Below are 13,756 nucleotides of genomic sequence, written 5' to 3'. Positions count from 1 at the left end.
CAGTCCGAGGTGCTTAGTCTGAATCAATCTCGCCCCACCGGCTTTAGGTCAATCTGCGCTTCTTCGCACAGGAGCTCCACGTGAAGGCAGGTGGTTCCCACTATTAGAGCAACGAGAGGGGAGTGCTTTGCTCGGCCCGATAGAAGCTTCCGCCACTCCGTCCGGTCGAAGCTCGAAGGCACCGGCACCCGTTGGGGGTGTGTGTGCCATTCGCCGAGGTAGTCGACTGTTCCGCCGCTAGTGGCCCACGCCTCCATGGCCGCAGTTGCATGGCCATTGACCTCGCGTTCAAAGAAGAACGGTCGACGCCTGTCCGTGATCATTGGCTCAGTTGCGAACAGCACTTCAAGATGATTCCCTCGTCGCTTGCCGAGGAGGATGCCGCCAGCCTCTGTCTGCCAAGGAAACCGCTGTCGGTGCTTCATGAAGACCTGGACGGCTGCCGGAGCGAACACCACGAGCCGCCTCCGGTCAGGCGTTACCCATTCGCTTACGAACTGCACGCTGGGCATTGAGGCAGTCTTGACACGTCTACATCGCCCGAAGCAGGCGAGAAGCTCGAGCGTATGACCCGGGTGCGCAGCCGGGGCGATGGAACACCCCGATTCCAGTCCACGACCATTTCGGCTGCCAAGCAGGCCGCGTGCACCGATGCAGTCGCAGGAAAGGGCACGTAAAGGCTTTCGCAACCGTGACCAGCTAGCTCCACCGGGATGGGCTCCGTCACCGCAGGAAAAAGCGGTTTGCGCTGCAGGTCGGACATGCACCTGGTGCATGCCTGTTCTGGGGCGTCTCGGAATAATGCCCGGGCGGCGACCCCGGCGCCCTCAACCCAGACCGTCAATGTCGGGATGAACAACTGCTGTTTTGTCCACTCTCGTGTCAGCAGATGCGCGAGTGCCTCTTCACCGGTGGCATTGATGAAGAGGTCCGCTCTCCCCAGCTCCCCCTGCTCTACGGCGACGGGCAGGTCGCGCAAGTTGGCCGTAGGTGCTCCACGACGAAGCTCATGTGCCAGGGCGGTGGCCTTGTTCTTCAACACGTAGTTCATCCCCAACCGGTGGCGGCCGACGTTCTGGGGCGCCAGGATATCGGGGTCGACGAGGAGAAGTTCTCCGCGGCCCAAGCCTGCTCCGTTCTTGACCAGCAGTTCCGCGAGGAATCCGCCAATCGTGCCGCATCCCACCAAGACGATGCGCTTGTGTGCCAAGGTGGGCTGCTGCGGGGTATTGCGCTGACTCACATAGGCGTCATCGAACCGAAAGAGCGACATCGGCTGCACCTCAGAGGCGTACAGGCGTTTGCGCAGGGATTCCGTGGGCCTGGCTTCTTTCGGGCCTGGGTCCGGAAAGCTGACGAAGATGGCGTACTGCGTTACGGGAGCCGCTACAACACATAGGGCTGCCTGCCGCCCCTTCCCGCAGGCCACCAAGAGTTTCCGCTCCATGTTGCGCCGCGCCGCGGGGTCGAGCATCCCTTGCCAGGCGAGGAGCGCTGCCATTGTCTTAGGCGGCCAGTCGTCGATAAGCGGGCGTGGATTCGCAGAACTTTGGACCTTCACCGCCACTGCACCAGTGTCGGGGCCCTCTTCCAGGCCCATGGCCTGCAGCTTCAACCGTGTACCCGCGGGCTGGTTGCCGACAAAGAGCATGCTGGTTCTGTCGGCAGCATAGCTGGCGAATATCACAGTGAGTTCCGATGGACCGTCCCTTTCGACATCGACAAAGCAGGGTGTGCCGTGCCAGAAGGCAAAAAACTCGTCCTCGAGGTCTTTCTTCATCTTTCCGCGCAGGGAAAGGTCCAGCACCTCGGCAGCGCGCTGCAGGTGAGCGACCGTTTGGCCGGCAATGTCGAAGACATCGGGTACTACGCTGCCCTTGGCCGCGTAGCAAACCTGGCCGCCGGCCCCGATGTGCGCCAGGACCTTAGGCGCGTTTGGGGGTAGGCAGACACTCACTAATGGGAGCTTTAGGCCTTTGGGGTCGACAGATACCACTGCGGGGTGATCACCCTCGGCTGCATGGAGCGCTCCGTGGAACTCCCAAGAGCCGTCCGCCCGTCGGCGACGGTAGTCGAAGCCGCGCGCCTGGAGCGCGGCTCGCAGCAGCGTGAACGGTGTGTGGTCGGAAGTCATCCAGCCTGCGAGCGGCCGACCAACGGGCTAGCAACCGCCGCCGCAGGCACAGCCTGCACCGTCGCAGTCGCGGTCGTCGGCTTCACGCGTTCCGGTGCGTGCGGGAACCGAGACCCGAACTGGTTGATAAGCCACTGGCAGGCCTGGTCCGCGTTGCTGGCGTTGATGGCACCGCGCAAGTTGTCTTCCAACTGCTTGAGCTTGCGGATGGCATCTTCGACCCCGTCTTTGCCCAGCCGGTCGGTGAGTGATTCGGTCTCGTCGGTAGGGTTGCAGACGCCTTTTCTGAGCCGCTCTTGCATGGCCTCGACCAGGTCAAGCAGAGCGAGGTCATCACGCCGGTCCCGAGAATCGAACACCGGCGCCGCGGCCGCCATCAGCAGGATGGACGAAGGGCCCCCGGTAGGCCACTGCCAGTCGCGGAACGCTTTCAGGTACCGCACGCTACGGCGGAACTGCTCACCGAGACGGTCGACCTCCTCGATGAACCACTTCTTGACCGGCCGGGGGTCGGACGGCTTCCAACCCTCTTCACGATGCGCGAGCAACACTTTGTCGCGCGGCAGGGCGGTCCAGGCGTCGCGCTCCGCTTTGATGACCGCCTCGTCTTGGGCGCCCAAGGTGTAGTTATTCATCGCGGCCTTGCGCAGCTCCTCAAACTGCACGTCTGGAATCGCGTAGAGTGGTATGTCGATGTGTGCGCTCCTGGCAATCACGATGCGAATGCACGTCGCCTTGTCTGTAACCAGCTTCCAGCCTCTTTCTTTCACCAGTGGTTCGAGCGCGGTTTCAGCAGCCTTGAAGAAGACCTGGCTCGCGGCCCTAGGGCGGCCTGTTTCCGTCATAAAGCTCAGAGGCAGGTACGCGCCGTCGTCGATATCCGCCTGCTGGGGTGGCAGATGGCACGGCGCATTGATGGTTTTGTAGGCCCACGAGCCCTGCGTGAAGAATCTGGGAGGCACAGCTTCTTTTTCGTACCCGGCTTCCTTCATCAACCGCGGAAGCCCAACGCGCAACTGCTTTCGGACGGCCTCCTTCGCTTCGAGGATGAACTCGCACTCGGCGTCGCCAAGGGTGATATTTTTCAGCAGGGTCGAGTCCTCGACCTCGGTGTGAAAAAGTGGGCTGAGATTAAGCATGATCAATTTCCTGAGTTTTTGTTGGGCCCGTGGAAGAACACCGGGCTGGCCGCAACGTGGCTGCGGAAGGGAGCGAATCGGGAGTCACCGAGCGCCGCTCTGGCGGCTTGGGTACCCCGGGTTTTCAGAACCTCGATAGCGGCTGGTGTCACCAAATCAAGTTTCTCGATGTCCCGGCTCTGATCGGGCGTAGCCGGATCGTCGATGCGCATGTAGTCGTTGCCGAGCAAGTGGCCAAGCAGGGTGTCGGTGGACTTCTCCTGCGTCGAGATGACTAGGTCGAAGAGCTTGGCACCCCACTGCTTGTAGCCCCAATCGAGACCGGAGCCGCCCCGTTTTGTGGCACCCAAAGTCATCGTGCCGATGGCCAGAACGCGCACAGCACCAGGTTCGCGCGACGCACCAAGGACCTGATGCGCCTCATGAAGTCCAAAAAAACCGGGGGAGTTGCCAACAAGGCCCCCGTCGGCGAACACACCTTCGTCACCCATCTGATGAAGCGGGAAGTATGTAGGGGCGGCAGCGGTGGCCAAACCCACGTCAACAAGCTTGTGCTTGTAGTCGGTGTAGAAATTTTCCGCGTGTGGCGTTTTGAAGAACTGGCCGGAGCCCTTGGAGTAGTTCACCGTCGGAATCAGCACGCGATGCTTAAGGTCACCGATGTTCAATTCACCCAGCTGTTCCGTGAGCACCGTGCGCAGCCCGTCAGACGCGTGCTTTGCCTGCAACCACGGGCCGAACACTTTACGCTTCAGGTTCTGAGAACTAAAAATGCGGCCGCCATCTTGCTCGAACATCGCTTGCAGCTTGACTGCGGGTACCTCGGCGGCCAATCCCATTGCCAGCAGACCTCCGGCAGATGTCCCGCAAATCAAGTCAAACCGGTTCGCCAGTGGCGCGCCAAGCTGCTCCTCGAGAACCTTAAGGACAGTCGCGGTGTAAAGGCCGCGGAACCCCCCACCGGAAAGTGCCAAAACATGCAACGACATTAACGACCCCAGACCGGGACCATTCCCGATGATGGGGACAATTGTGGATGAGGCGGTAGCTCAAATAGTGCGCTACCCAGCAGGCTCGTCGCCGTAATGTTTTGCTGCAGCGCACAAACGCTCTTGAATCCTCTGGCGCAACTCGGGCGGCGCTAGGACTTCGACCTCGGGCCCGTAGCGCAGCACGTCCATTACGAGCTCCTGATCGTTTGAATATGGGACTTCCAAAATGTAGCTGCCGTCGCTCAGCCATTTGTCACTCTGGTCAGGATGCCAAGTCTCCAGGGCAATCCATTGGGCGCGGTCATGAGTGAACTTCAGGATAGCCCGATTAGTCGCCTTCCCAGAGAAAATACCGTATCCGCTCTGAAAGTGCGTTCTCATTTCCTCTTGGCTTACCTCGATCGCAGATTCGGGCAGGATCCTGACGTCCTCGATGGCCTCGGGGGCAAAGGAGCGCAGCTCATTGCGCAGGTGGCACCAAGCATCCAGAACCCAATTTTCCCGGTAATGGACCAACTGCAATGGAGAGATGATGCGGTCGGTCATCTCGCTTTTGTCACGGCGCAGATACTGCAATTGAAGTTTCTTACCTTCCAATAGGGCGGTGGCTAGCACCTTAAAGTGTTTGGGTTCAACCCTACGCGGTGCAAAGTGAATCAGCTTGACCTTACGCTCAACCTGCTTTGCCGACTTTCCGCCTGCTGCCAGCATTGAGCGCACTCGCTCCTTCATGGGAGCGACATGCTCTTCAAGGAGGCCTGGCTGCACGCCCTCAACAAGGTGCAACATCATCAGCATTGCGAAGAGCTCTGAGGCATCGAACCAGAGACCTGGAAGTTCAAAACGCTCGCCGGTTGCCGGGTCGTCCCGTAGCGTGTATGCGCGCTTGCGGCTGTCCCATTCGATTGGGCAGTTCAGCCGGTCTTTCAAGTACTCTATGTCACGCTTGACAGAAGCAGTCGAGACACCGAGTTCAACCTCAAGGTCGCCCATAGTCACGCCATTTTTTCTGCGTGCGAGCCGAACAATCTTTACGAACCGTTCGATGCTGACCTTGGAAACCCGCGCTTTTTTTTGCCCATTGTTAAGCACTGGCACACGATTGGGCTGCTTCTTTGCAAGGCTAGACGTAAGCTGAAATTTGGGTATTCCTGACACTTGGGACGCTAGGTTCTTCTTTGTTGATAGTGCCATGTTCCGCCCCGCCTAGAAATCTTGGCTATTCTTTTGAACACGCAAAGGTTAAAGAATTTTGCCCGGATGCATATTCAATGCCTTCGCCCTCAAATCCGAGCTTATCAAGCGTGGCAGATGCTTATTTCTCTGAGGTCATGGCTTGGAAGCAGCAGCCGTCGCCATGTGGTCCCATGCTTGGATAGCCATCACCATTGCCAGCGTGTCCAGCTCGCAGTATCGAAGAAGAGCGTTCTCTATGCTTGCCCTACGAGCATCAGACAGATCCTCAAATTGGAGCCGTGCGTAGGCAGCCATCGCTGCGCCCCCTTCTTTCAGTTCTTCGGACAGGCCTTCATCGGCTGCGTCGGTCTCATCTCGCGACACGTCATCGAATACCGGAGGCAGAAGCGCGTACGGGTCGATCACCTTGCCATCGTGTTCCTGCCACCAGGCAATAGGTTCCACAAAGTTCAAGCTGACACCGTTGCCGCCGTAGTTCGCCTTGCTGTAAGTATCGCGCAGCACAGTCGAACTATTCATCAGTGCTGGGAGCACCTTCTTTAGTGAGTTGCTGCCCTTGGTAGATGGGTGAAAATAGAACTTCTCTGCGATGTCGCAGAGGTCAATCATGGTCCTTGCTCCGTGAACTTTCTCTTTGGGCGACACCGATCTTGACGTTATGGACTCAATGAAGCTGATTAGTGCGTCCTTATCTGTGGGAGACGTAGCGGAAACAAGTAGCTCTTCACGCAGCTTGTTCAGCACGGTGTTCTCGTGCGCGGACCATCGAAAAATCGACCCATCGTCTTTGCAAAGGGCGTCGCGCAGCGCACGGACGAAATCGATATTCGGATCGACGCCTGGTTTGGCGCAGAGCCACTGGCTTCGGTGCTCAACCCGGCCATCGTTGTGAACGACATGGTGCGAAAACTGGAAGGCAGTGATCTCGTACGGATGCCGACCGCTCGCGAAGGGGATAGCCACGGCGCTTGTCTCGAAGTCTATGCAGTGCAAAGGGAATTTCCATTCATTCCTTGCATTCTGATAGCCGGCACCGTCGAAGTAGTACTCGCCGCCACCAGGCCACGCCGGCTGGCAGATGTACCACTGACGATGCTTTCGGGTCATCCCATCAATGCCTGGCTCTTCGCCATCGAATTTCAGGTCCTCCAGCGTTACTTGTTGTGCCTTAAGTACTCCCTGGTCGATGAGCTGGGTCTTTCTGAGAAAACCCCAGAGGTCAAGAACCGTCGACCCCATGAAATCAGGCTCGCTCCACTTGAATGCTTGTGACCAACACTCGTGAAAGCCGCTCTTGGTTTGCTCGGCCGATTGCCAACTCGTTGCTTTGAACTGGCAGCCGCCACAGGCTGAAGACGGAACTGGTGGGAGTGGATTGTCATTTGTGTAGGCTAGAGCGAATGCATCCACGGCTTCCGGGAAGGGGCGCAGATCGGCGGGCCCAACCCTGAGGGTATCTGACAGAATCATGTCGACCTGCCCATCCACCGGCACCTTGGCCAAGAGGAACTGACCCAAAGATTCCGGCGTCGTGCCTGGTGTCACCTGGACTCTGAGCCGTCTTTCTTCTAGGACCACCTTAAAGCGCTGATTGAGTCCATCGACTGTCGAGGACTGCTCCTTGTCGACAAGCATCAAGAACGCGTGAACTTGGTGGCCAGGAAGCGCCTGCTGCGCAACGTAGCGCTGAAAAGCGACGTCCTGCAGGTATGGAAGGAAATCTGACTTCAACTGACCCTTGGCTCCTTTGAAGTCTCCGTCCTTCTTGGCGCTGTAGGACTTCGCTTTGACTTCAATGATCTCGATGCGGGTCCCGCTCTTGCGCAAGACATCGACACGCACAAATAGAGTCCCGACTGCGATCGCGGCTTCAAAGATGATGACTTCGTCCTGCTGCAAGAGTTCTGCAGTCTTGGCGAGCGCGACTTGGTGATTGAGCTCGTCAACGCGGACTCCACCGGGATGCATTAGGCAGGCCAATTCGCCTACTTGATAGCCACCCTCGGCCAACGCTGCCAGAAAGCTGTCATCAAGTGATCGGTCGAGGTAGTTCTTCTTGCCCGTGTAATAAAGCTTTCTGGGGCATTCGGCTGCCAGCTTGAAGCGAGACTTGGTTAGATACCTAACGACTTGGTTCATGAAAAGATGGTATGCCCATGCACCCGGATGTCCATAGCAATTTTCACCAAGCAGCTACGTCCCAAGGCACCAAGTATGAAGACCCTAGGCCCCAGAGCGCCAGCCAGGAGCAATTGGCGGCGCCAAGTAGATACATCGACAACCGATGAGCCAATCCTAAGAACGTGCTCGTTTATGACGAAATTGGCATGTGATCGGCCGTCTGCCGCCTCTTGAGCATCCCGTCGGACTCAATCAGCCGAGTGGAGCCGAAATACATGTGGCGATGGAGGCAAAGGGCACACCGTCTGAACCATGCATCGTGATAAGAGTTGACATCAATCCGACAACCCAGTGTCCCGATCTATTCAAATTCATCCAGCAGCATCCAAGAAAAATCTGGCAACGATCTGGCAACGGCATAAAAAGAAAAATCCCCGCTACCGATTCGATAGCAGGGATTCCAGCATTGACGCTATATAAATGGTAGGGCGTCACAGACTTGAACTGTGGACCAAAGGATTATGAGTCCTCTGCTCTAACCAACTGAGCTAACGCCCCTGACCAACTGACTATTGTAAGCGGCTACTTGCTGTGGCTCAGCGCCGAGCTAACGAGTTTTGAGGTGATATCCACGATCTGGATCATTTTTTCGTAAGGCATGCGCATGGGGCCTATGACACCCAGGGTGCCGACGACCTGGCCGTCGACCTCATAGGGCGCCGTGACGACAGACAGCTCCTGGTAGGGGATGACCTGGCTTTCACCGCCTATATAGATACGCACGCCTTCGGCCCTGCTGGATACGTCCAGCAGGCGCATGAGCTGGGCCTTCTGCTCGAAAAGGTCGAACAGCTTGCGCAGGTTGCCCATGTCGCCAGAAAAGTCGCTGACGGCCAGCAGGTTGCGTTCGCCCGAAATGACGACTTCATCGCGTGACTCGATCGCCTCGGTGCTGACCTTGACTGCGGCCTGCATCAGTGAGGCGATCTCGCCCCTGAGCGCTTCAACCTCGTTTTTCAGGCGCTCCCTGACCTCTTCAATCGCCATGCCGGCATAGTGGGAGTTGAGGAAATTGGCGGCTTCAACCAGCTGGCTCTGGGTGTAGTCGGCCTCGGTAAAGATGACGCGGTTTTGCACGTCGCCATCGGGTGACACGATTATGACAAGAAAGCGCTTTTCTGAAAGCCGCAGAAACTCGATGTGCTTGAACACCGAGGTGCGGCGCGGCGCCATCACCACGCCTACAAACTGCGACAGGCTGGACAGCATGTGCGCGGCGTTGCTGATGACTTTTTGCGGCTGGTCGGGTGCCAGATGCGGGGCAGTGAGGCCGGTGGGGGCAAAACGCTCGCGCTGTGTGGTCAGCATGGTGTCGACAAACAGGCGGTAGCCCCGGGCCGTGGGAATGCGCCCGGCGGAGGTATGCGGGCTGACGATGAGGCCGAGCTCTTCGAGGTCGCTCATCACATTGCGGATGGTGGCGGGCGAAAGCTCCAGGCCCGAGGCCTTGGAGAGGGTACGCGAACCTACCGGCTGGCCATCGGCGATGTAACGCTCAACCAGCGCTTTTAACAACAGTCGGGCACGATCATCAAGCATGCGTACATTCTACGAAGGCAAAGGCACATCTTGTGATGTAATTTGACGATGAAGTCGCAATTTCACCATGTAGCCCTCATCGGGAAGTACCACGCGCATGGTTCACGCTCTGCACTGGAGGGGATTGCGCAATTCTTGGGGGCGCAGGGTTGCGATGTCGCTATTGAGCAGGACACCGCCAACAACACCGGGATGACCCAATACCCCATTCTTGACGTGGCAGGCATTGGCGCCCAGTGCGATCTGGGCCTGGTCGTGGGCGGAGACGGCACCATGCTGGGCATTGGCCGCCTGCTGGCTCAGTTCGGCGTGCCTCTGGTGGGCATCAACCAGGGCCGGCTGGGCTTTATTACCGACATCGCATTTGACGACTACCCCGCCGTGCTTGCGTCCATACTGCGCGGCGAGTTTGAAGAAGACAAACGCTGGATGATGCAGGCCAAGGTTGTGCGGGACGGGCGCTGTGTCTTCAATGCCACCGCCATGAATGACGTGGTCGTCAACCGCGGGGCCACGGCCGGTATGGTTGAGTTGCGCGTGGAGGTGGATGGCCGCTTTCTGGCGAACCAGCGGGCCGATGGTCTGATCATTGCCACCTCAACCGGGTCGACGGCCTATGCGCTTTCTGCAGGCGGGCCGTTGCTGCACCCGTCAATTGCCGGCTGGGTGCTGGTGCCAATTGCACCGCACACGCTGTCAAACCGGCCGATTGTTCTGTCAGACAGCGGGGAGATCACGGTCGAGATTGTGGCGGGCCGTGATGCCAGCGCCAATTTCGACATGCAGTCACTCGCCACGCTCTTGCACGGCGACCGCATTACCGTGCGGCGCTCCGAGCACCAGATGCGCTTTCTTCACCCCCGGGGCTGGAGCTACTTTGACACCCTGCGCAAAAAACTTCACTGGAACGAAGGTGTGGCATGAGCCTGAAAAGCATCTCGCTGCGTGATTTTGTCATCGTCCATGCACTGGATCTTGACCTTGATGGCGGCTTTACCGTACTGACTGGCGAGACCGGGGCGGGCAAATCGATTCTGATTGATGCACTTCAACTGGCGCTGGGCGCACGCGCAGATGCCGGCGTGGTGCGCGAGGGCGCGCAGCGCTGTGAAATAAGTGCTGAATTTGACAACCCGCCTGCCCTGCTGGACTGGCTTGAACAGGCCGGGTTCAACGCAGGCGACACCCTGCTGCTGCGCCGGACGATTGACGTGCAGGGCAAAAGCCGCGCATGGATCAATGGCAGTGCGGCAACAGCTACGCAGCTCAAAGACATTGCCGACAAGCTGGTTGACATTCATGGCCAGCACGCCTGGCAAAGCCTGACGCGGCCAGATGCGGTGCGCGGCCTGCTTGATTCATACGGCAGCGTGTCTACACAAGCCCTGGCAGGCCATTGGCAACAGTGGCGGCTGGCACAAAAAATCTTGCTGGATGCACGCGAGGCCCAGGACAGCCTGCAACGCGAGCGCGAGCGCCTCGCATGGCAAATAAGCGAGGTCGACAAGCTCGCCCCCGGCGACGATGAGTGGGACGAACTCAACACGCAGCACAACCGCCTTTCGAATGCGCAGGCCCTGACCGGGGCCGTACAGGCTGCGGTTGATGCGCTGCAGGAGTCAGAGCAAAACGCCAGCAGCCTCATAGGGCAGGCGCTTGCACTGCTGCAGGAGCAGGAACACATCGAGCCGCAGTTCAGGCCACTGGCTGAGGTGCTTGCAAGCGCACTGGCACAGACGGAAGACGTGGTGCATTCATTGCACGGTTATGCCCGGCATGCAGAACTGGAGCCGCATCGCCTGGGTGAACTTGATGAACGCCTGGCGCTGTGGGTGAGCCTGGCCAGGCGCTACAAGCGCACGCCGGCCGAATTGCCCGAGCTGCTGGCAGCGTGGCGCAGCGAATTGCAGAAGCTGGATGCTGCAGCTGACCTGGCCAAGCTGGAACAAAACGAACAGCAGGCGCAGCGGCTTTACCAGGACGAGGCCAAAAAAGTATCCGCTGCACGCAGCAAGGCCGCACCCTCACTGGCCAAGGCCATTACCCAGGCAATGCAGGGTCTGGGCATGCAGGGCGGCAAGTTTGAGGTAGCCCTGACAAAACTTGAGCAGCCGGCCCAGTACGGGCTGGAACAGGCGGAATTTCTGGTGGCCGGCCACAGCGGCACAACACCGCGACCCGTGGGCAAGGTGGCATCCGGCGGTGAACTCTCGCGAATCGCGCTGGCGATCGCGGTGACGACCAGCCAGCTGGGTGAAGCCCAGACACTGATATTTGACGAGGTGGATTCTGGCGTTGGTGGTGCGGTGGCCGAAACCGTTGGCCGCCTCATGAAGCAGCTTGGCAAGGACAGGCAGGTCATGGCCGTGACGCACCTGCCGCAGGTGGCCGCATGCGCAGACCAGCACCTGGTGGTCGCCAAACAAACAGAAAAAGGCAAGACGATGAGCACCGTGGCTGCCGTCAATGGTGAAGAGCGGGTGGCTGAAGTTGCCCGCATGCTGGGTGGCGAACGCCTCTCAGGCACCACACTGGCCCATGCCAAGGAGATGCTGGGGCAATGATGGCCAACCTTGAGGTTGTGCTGATCACCGGCATGTCGGGCTCAGGCAAATCAGTTGCGCTGCACGCGCTGGAAGATGCAGGTTATTACTGCGTCGACAACCTGCCCCCGGAATTGCTCACCTCTTTTGCGGCGCTTGAAAAGCAGCACGGCGCCAACAAGGTTGCGATTGCCATGGATGTGCGCAGCGCCACATCGCTGCCGCTTGTACCCAAACAGCTGCAGCAGCTTCGGGCGCAGGGCGTGACGGTTCAGTCACTTTTCCTCGATGCCAGCACCGAAACACTGGTGCGGCGCTTTTCGGAGACACGCCGCCTGCACCCCTTGTCGCGCGCAGACGTAGCTGATCAGCACCGGGCGCTGGTAGAAGCCATTGAACTGGAGCGCGAGTTATTGAGCGAGATGCGCGAGCAGGCACATGTGCTGGATACCAGCATGATCCGCTCGTCGCAACTGCAGGGTTATGTGAAGTCACTGATCTCTGCACCTTCGACACAGCTGACGCTGGTGTTTGAATCGTTTGCCTTCAAACGCGGCGTACCGCTGGATGCGGACTATGTGTTTGATGTGCGCATGCTGCCAAACCCCCACTACGAATCGGGCCTGCGCGACCTGACGGGGCGTGATGAACCTGTTGCCAGTTACCTTCGCGGCCACCCCGAAGTGACGGACATGTTCAACGATATCGAGAAGTTCATCAGTCACTGGCTGCAGGCGCTGGTGCGGGACCACCGCAGCTACGTGACGGTGGCCATCGGCTGTACCGGGGGCCAGCACAGGTCCGTCTATCTTGTCGAACAGCTGGCCGCGGCATTTGGTTCACGCTGGAAAACACTCAGGCGCCACCGCGAACTGGACGCAGCGCGGCAAGGCTGAGCAGCTACACGTTGCAATCAGTTCAGCGATCGGTTTCAAGCAGCTTGCGTATGGGCGCAGGCAAGCCCAGAGCAGGCCACTCCTGCGATGAAAACCACGCACCGTAGCTCCCGGGCTCACCAGTTGCAGACGCTTCCCCCGAAGGCATCTTTTGTATGGCGGTAAAGCCCGCCATGACGGGGCTGAGATGCAAGTCCTTATGGGTCAATACATGCTTGAACGTCGGCAATACCTCTGTTCTGGCGTGCAGCTTTTCAGGCAAAAATGCCAGCAACGCCTCTTCACTTTCAAACACAGGCAGACAATAAAGCCCGCCCCAGATTCCTGTTGCGGGCCTGCGTTCAAGCCAGACCGACCCGTCAGGCCGCTGCGCCCAGAGCAGGCTCAGGGACTGGGCGCTACGCTTTAATTTACGGGTTTTGACGGGGTATTTTTCAGGCTCGCCGCTGGCAAAACCAAAGCAGATGTTGTGCACCGGGCAGAGCAGGCAGGCAGGCTTGCGCTGGGCACAGACGGTAGCGCCAAGGTCCATGATGCCCTGCGTATAGCGGGGCATGGCCTCCTTCAGGTTTGTGGAAGGCAGCAGGTCATTGGCGATGTCACGCAGTTTCTTTTCCTGGCTGCCTTGCGCCATGTCGCCCTCAAAAGCCAGCAGGCGCGTCAGCACCCGCTTGACATTGCCATCGAGAATGGCGACCCGCTCTGAAAAGCAGAAGGAAGCGATTGCCGCCGCGGTCGAAGGCCCGATGCCGGGCAGGGTCTGCAGTTCTTCTGAAGTACAGGGGAACTGCCCGCCATGAAGCGCCACCACCTGTTGCGCACAACGGTGCAGGTTGCGGGCACGGCTGTAATACCCCAGCCCGCTCCAGAGTCCCAGCACTTCATCGGTGTGGGCGGCGGCCAGGTCACTTACATGAGGAAAGCGCTTTAAAAATCGTGCGTAGTAATCGAGCACGGTCGCAACCTGCGTCTGCTGAAGCATGATTTCAGACAGCCAGACCCGATAGGGGTCGCGCGTGTTTTGCCAGGGCAGGCTGTGGCGGCCATGCGTTTTTTGCCATTGCACAAGCTCACGCGCGAAGTGCGGCAGGACGGCCTGCGTTGAATCGTCGGGAGTCACGGACGCTCCAGAGGC

Annotated in this window: 12 protein-coding genes and 1 tRNA gene; 4 read left to right on the top strand and 9 right to left on the bottom strand. The window is 58.9% G+C overall.

Features of this window, described 5'->3' with window-relative positions; genetic code table 11:
• Nucleotides 1–23 precede the first annotated feature (23 nt).
• Complete coding sequence (locus HYX42_RS23215; RefSeq protein WP_366931145.1) at nt 24–380, bottom strand: Mov34/MPN/PAD-1 family protein; 357 nt, start codon at nt 378–380, stop codon at nt 24–26.
• Here HYX42_RS23215 and HYX42_RS08140 point away from each other — a divergent pair.
• Entirely contained in the window at nt 270–515 is a 246-nt protein-coding gene (locus tag HYX42_RS08140) for a hypothetical protein (protein WP_293401669.1), read from the top strand. The two genes, HYX42_RS23215 and HYX42_RS08140, sit on opposite strands and share 111 nt — an antisense overlap.
• On the opposite strand, the gene HYX42_RS08135 is transcribed toward HYX42_RS08140, so the two are convergent.
• From HYX42_RS08135 to hrcA, 7 genes are all read right to left on the bottom strand, one after another.
• Nucleotides 491–2,134 carry a ThiF family adenylyltransferase gene (locus HYX42_RS08135; RefSeq protein ID WP_293401667.1) on the bottom strand — a complete coding sequence of 548 codons (1,644 nt, stop codon included), beginning with the start codon at nt 2,132–2,134 and terminating at the stop codon, nt 491–493. The genes HYX42_RS08140 and HYX42_RS08135 overlap by 25 nt on opposite strands.
• Complete coding sequence (locus HYX42_RS08130) at nt 2,131–3,273, bottom strand: CBASS cGAMP synthase (RefSeq protein ID WP_293401665.1); 1,143 nt, start codon at nt 3,271–3,273, stop codon at nt 2,131–2,133. Before HYX42_RS08130 ends, HYX42_RS08135 begins: the two co-directional genes overlap by 4 nt.
• A 2-nt stretch (nt 3,274–3,275) precedes the next feature.
• Nucleotides 3,276–4,262, bottom strand: a complete 987-nt coding sequence (locus HYX42_RS08125) for a CBASS cGAMP-activated phospholipase (protein WP_366931141.1) — start codon at nt 4,260–4,262, stop codon at nt 3,276–3,278.
• Nucleotides 4,263–4,334: 72 nt separating this feature from the next.
• On the bottom strand, nt 4,335–5,459 hold the full coding sequence (locus HYX42_RS08120; RefSeq protein ID WP_293401663.1) for a WYL domain-containing protein: 1,125 nt from the start codon (nt 5,457–5,459) through the stop codon (nt 4,335–4,337).
• A 135-nt stretch (nt 5,460–5,594) separates the two neighbouring features.
• Nucleotides 5,595–7,601, bottom strand: coding sequence for a DUF2779 domain-containing protein (locus HYX42_RS08115; protein ID WP_293401661.1), 2,007 nt, complete (start codon nt 7,599–7,601; stop codon nt 5,595–5,597).
• Between the two features lie 463 nt (nt 7,602–8,064).
• Nucleotides 8,065–8,141 (bottom strand) — tRNA-Ile (locus tag HYX42_RS08110).
• A 24-nt stretch (nt 8,142–8,165) separates the two neighbouring features.
• A complete protein-coding gene (gene hrcA / locus HYX42_RS08105) occupies nt 8,166–9,182 on the bottom strand; it encodes a heat-inducible transcriptional repressor HrcA (protein WP_293401659.1) in 1,017 nt (338 codons plus the stop codon).
• Nucleotides 9,183–9,230: 48 nt separating this feature from the next.
• On the opposite strand from hrcA, the gene HYX42_RS08100 reads away from it, so the two are divergent.
• Genes HYX42_RS08100 through rapZ form a run of 3 tightly spaced genes read left to right on the top strand, consistent with a single transcriptional unit; the run spans nt 9,231 to nt 12,621 of the window.
• Nucleotides 9,231–10,106 (top strand): NAD kinase, encoded by an 876-nt coding sequence (locus HYX42_RS08100; RefSeq protein WP_293401657.1) that lies wholly within the window; start codon nt 9,231–9,233, stop codon nt 10,104–10,106.
• Nucleotides 10,103–11,746 carry a DNA repair protein RecN gene (recN, locus tag HYX42_RS08095; RefSeq protein WP_293401655.1) on the top strand — a complete coding sequence of 548 codons (1,644 nt, stop codon included), beginning with the start codon at nt 10,103–10,105 and terminating at the stop codon, nt 11,744–11,746. The genes HYX42_RS08100 and recN overlap by 4 nt, the downstream gene beginning before the upstream one ends.
• Nucleotides 11,746–12,621 carry an RNase adapter RapZ gene (gene rapZ / locus HYX42_RS08090; RefSeq protein ID WP_293402434.1) on the top strand — a complete coding sequence of 292 codons (876 nt, stop codon included), beginning with the start codon at nt 11,746–11,748 and terminating at the stop codon, nt 12,619–12,621. Before recN ends, rapZ begins: the two co-directional genes overlap by 1 nt.
• A 22-nt stretch (nt 12,622–12,643) precedes the next feature.
• Here the strand turns inward: rapZ and mutY are convergent, their stop codons facing one another.
• Nucleotides 12,644–13,741, bottom strand: coding sequence for an A/G-specific adenine glycosylase (gene mutY / locus HYX42_RS08085; RefSeq protein WP_293401653.1), 1,098 nt, complete (start codon nt 13,739–13,741; stop codon nt 12,644–12,646).
• Nucleotides 13,742–13,756: the final 15 nt, after the last annotated feature.

It is taken from the genome of Polaromonas sp. (genome assembly GCF_016185115.1).
Classification (GTDB): Bacteria; Pseudomonadota; Gammaproteobacteria; order Burkholderiales; family Burkholderiaceae_C; genus Polaromonas.
The sequence above is the reverse complement of the archived record's forward strand: the minus strand, read 5'-3'. Positions and strand labels throughout refer to the sequence as shown.

Coding starts and splice junctions, on each gene's coding strand:
- HYX42_RS08100 (WP_293401657.1), top strand. CDS start 9,231: ATGAAGTCGCAATTTCACCATGTAGCCCTCATCGGGAAGTACCACGCG.
- HYX42_RS08120 (WP_293401663.1), bottom strand. CDS start 5,459: ATGGCACTATCAACAAAGAAGAACCTAGCGTCCCAAGTGTCAGGAATA.
- HYX42_RS08130 (WP_293401665.1), bottom strand. CDS start 3,273: ATGCTTAATCTCAGCCCACTTTTTCACACCGAGGTCGAGGACTCGACC.
- HYX42_RS08115 (WP_293401661.1), bottom strand. CDS start 7,601: ATGAACCAAGTCGTTAGGTATCTAACCAAGTCTCGCTTCAAGCTGGCA.
- rapZ (WP_293402434.1), top strand. CDS start 11,746: ATGGCCAACCTTGAGGTTGTGCTGATCACCGGCATGTCGGGCTCAGGC.
- HYX42_RS08135 (WP_293401667.1), bottom strand. CDS start 2,134: ATGACTTCCGACCACACACCGTTCACGCTGCTGCGAGCCGCGCTCCAG.
- HYX42_RS08125 (WP_366931141.1), bottom strand. CDS start 4,262: ATGTCGTTGCATGTTTTGGCACTTTCCGGTGGGGGGTTCCGCGGCCTT.
- HYX42_RS08140 (WP_293401669.1), top strand. CDS start 270: ATGGCCATTGACCTCGCGTTCAAAGAAGAACGGTCGACGCCTGTCCGT.
- recN (WP_293401655.1), top strand. CDS start 10,103: ATGAGCCTGAAAAGCATCTCGCTGCGTGATTTTGTCATCGTCCATGCA.
- hrcA (WP_293401659.1), bottom strand. CDS start 9,182: ATGCTTGATGATCGTGCCCGACTGTTGTTAAAAGCGCTGGTTGAGCGT.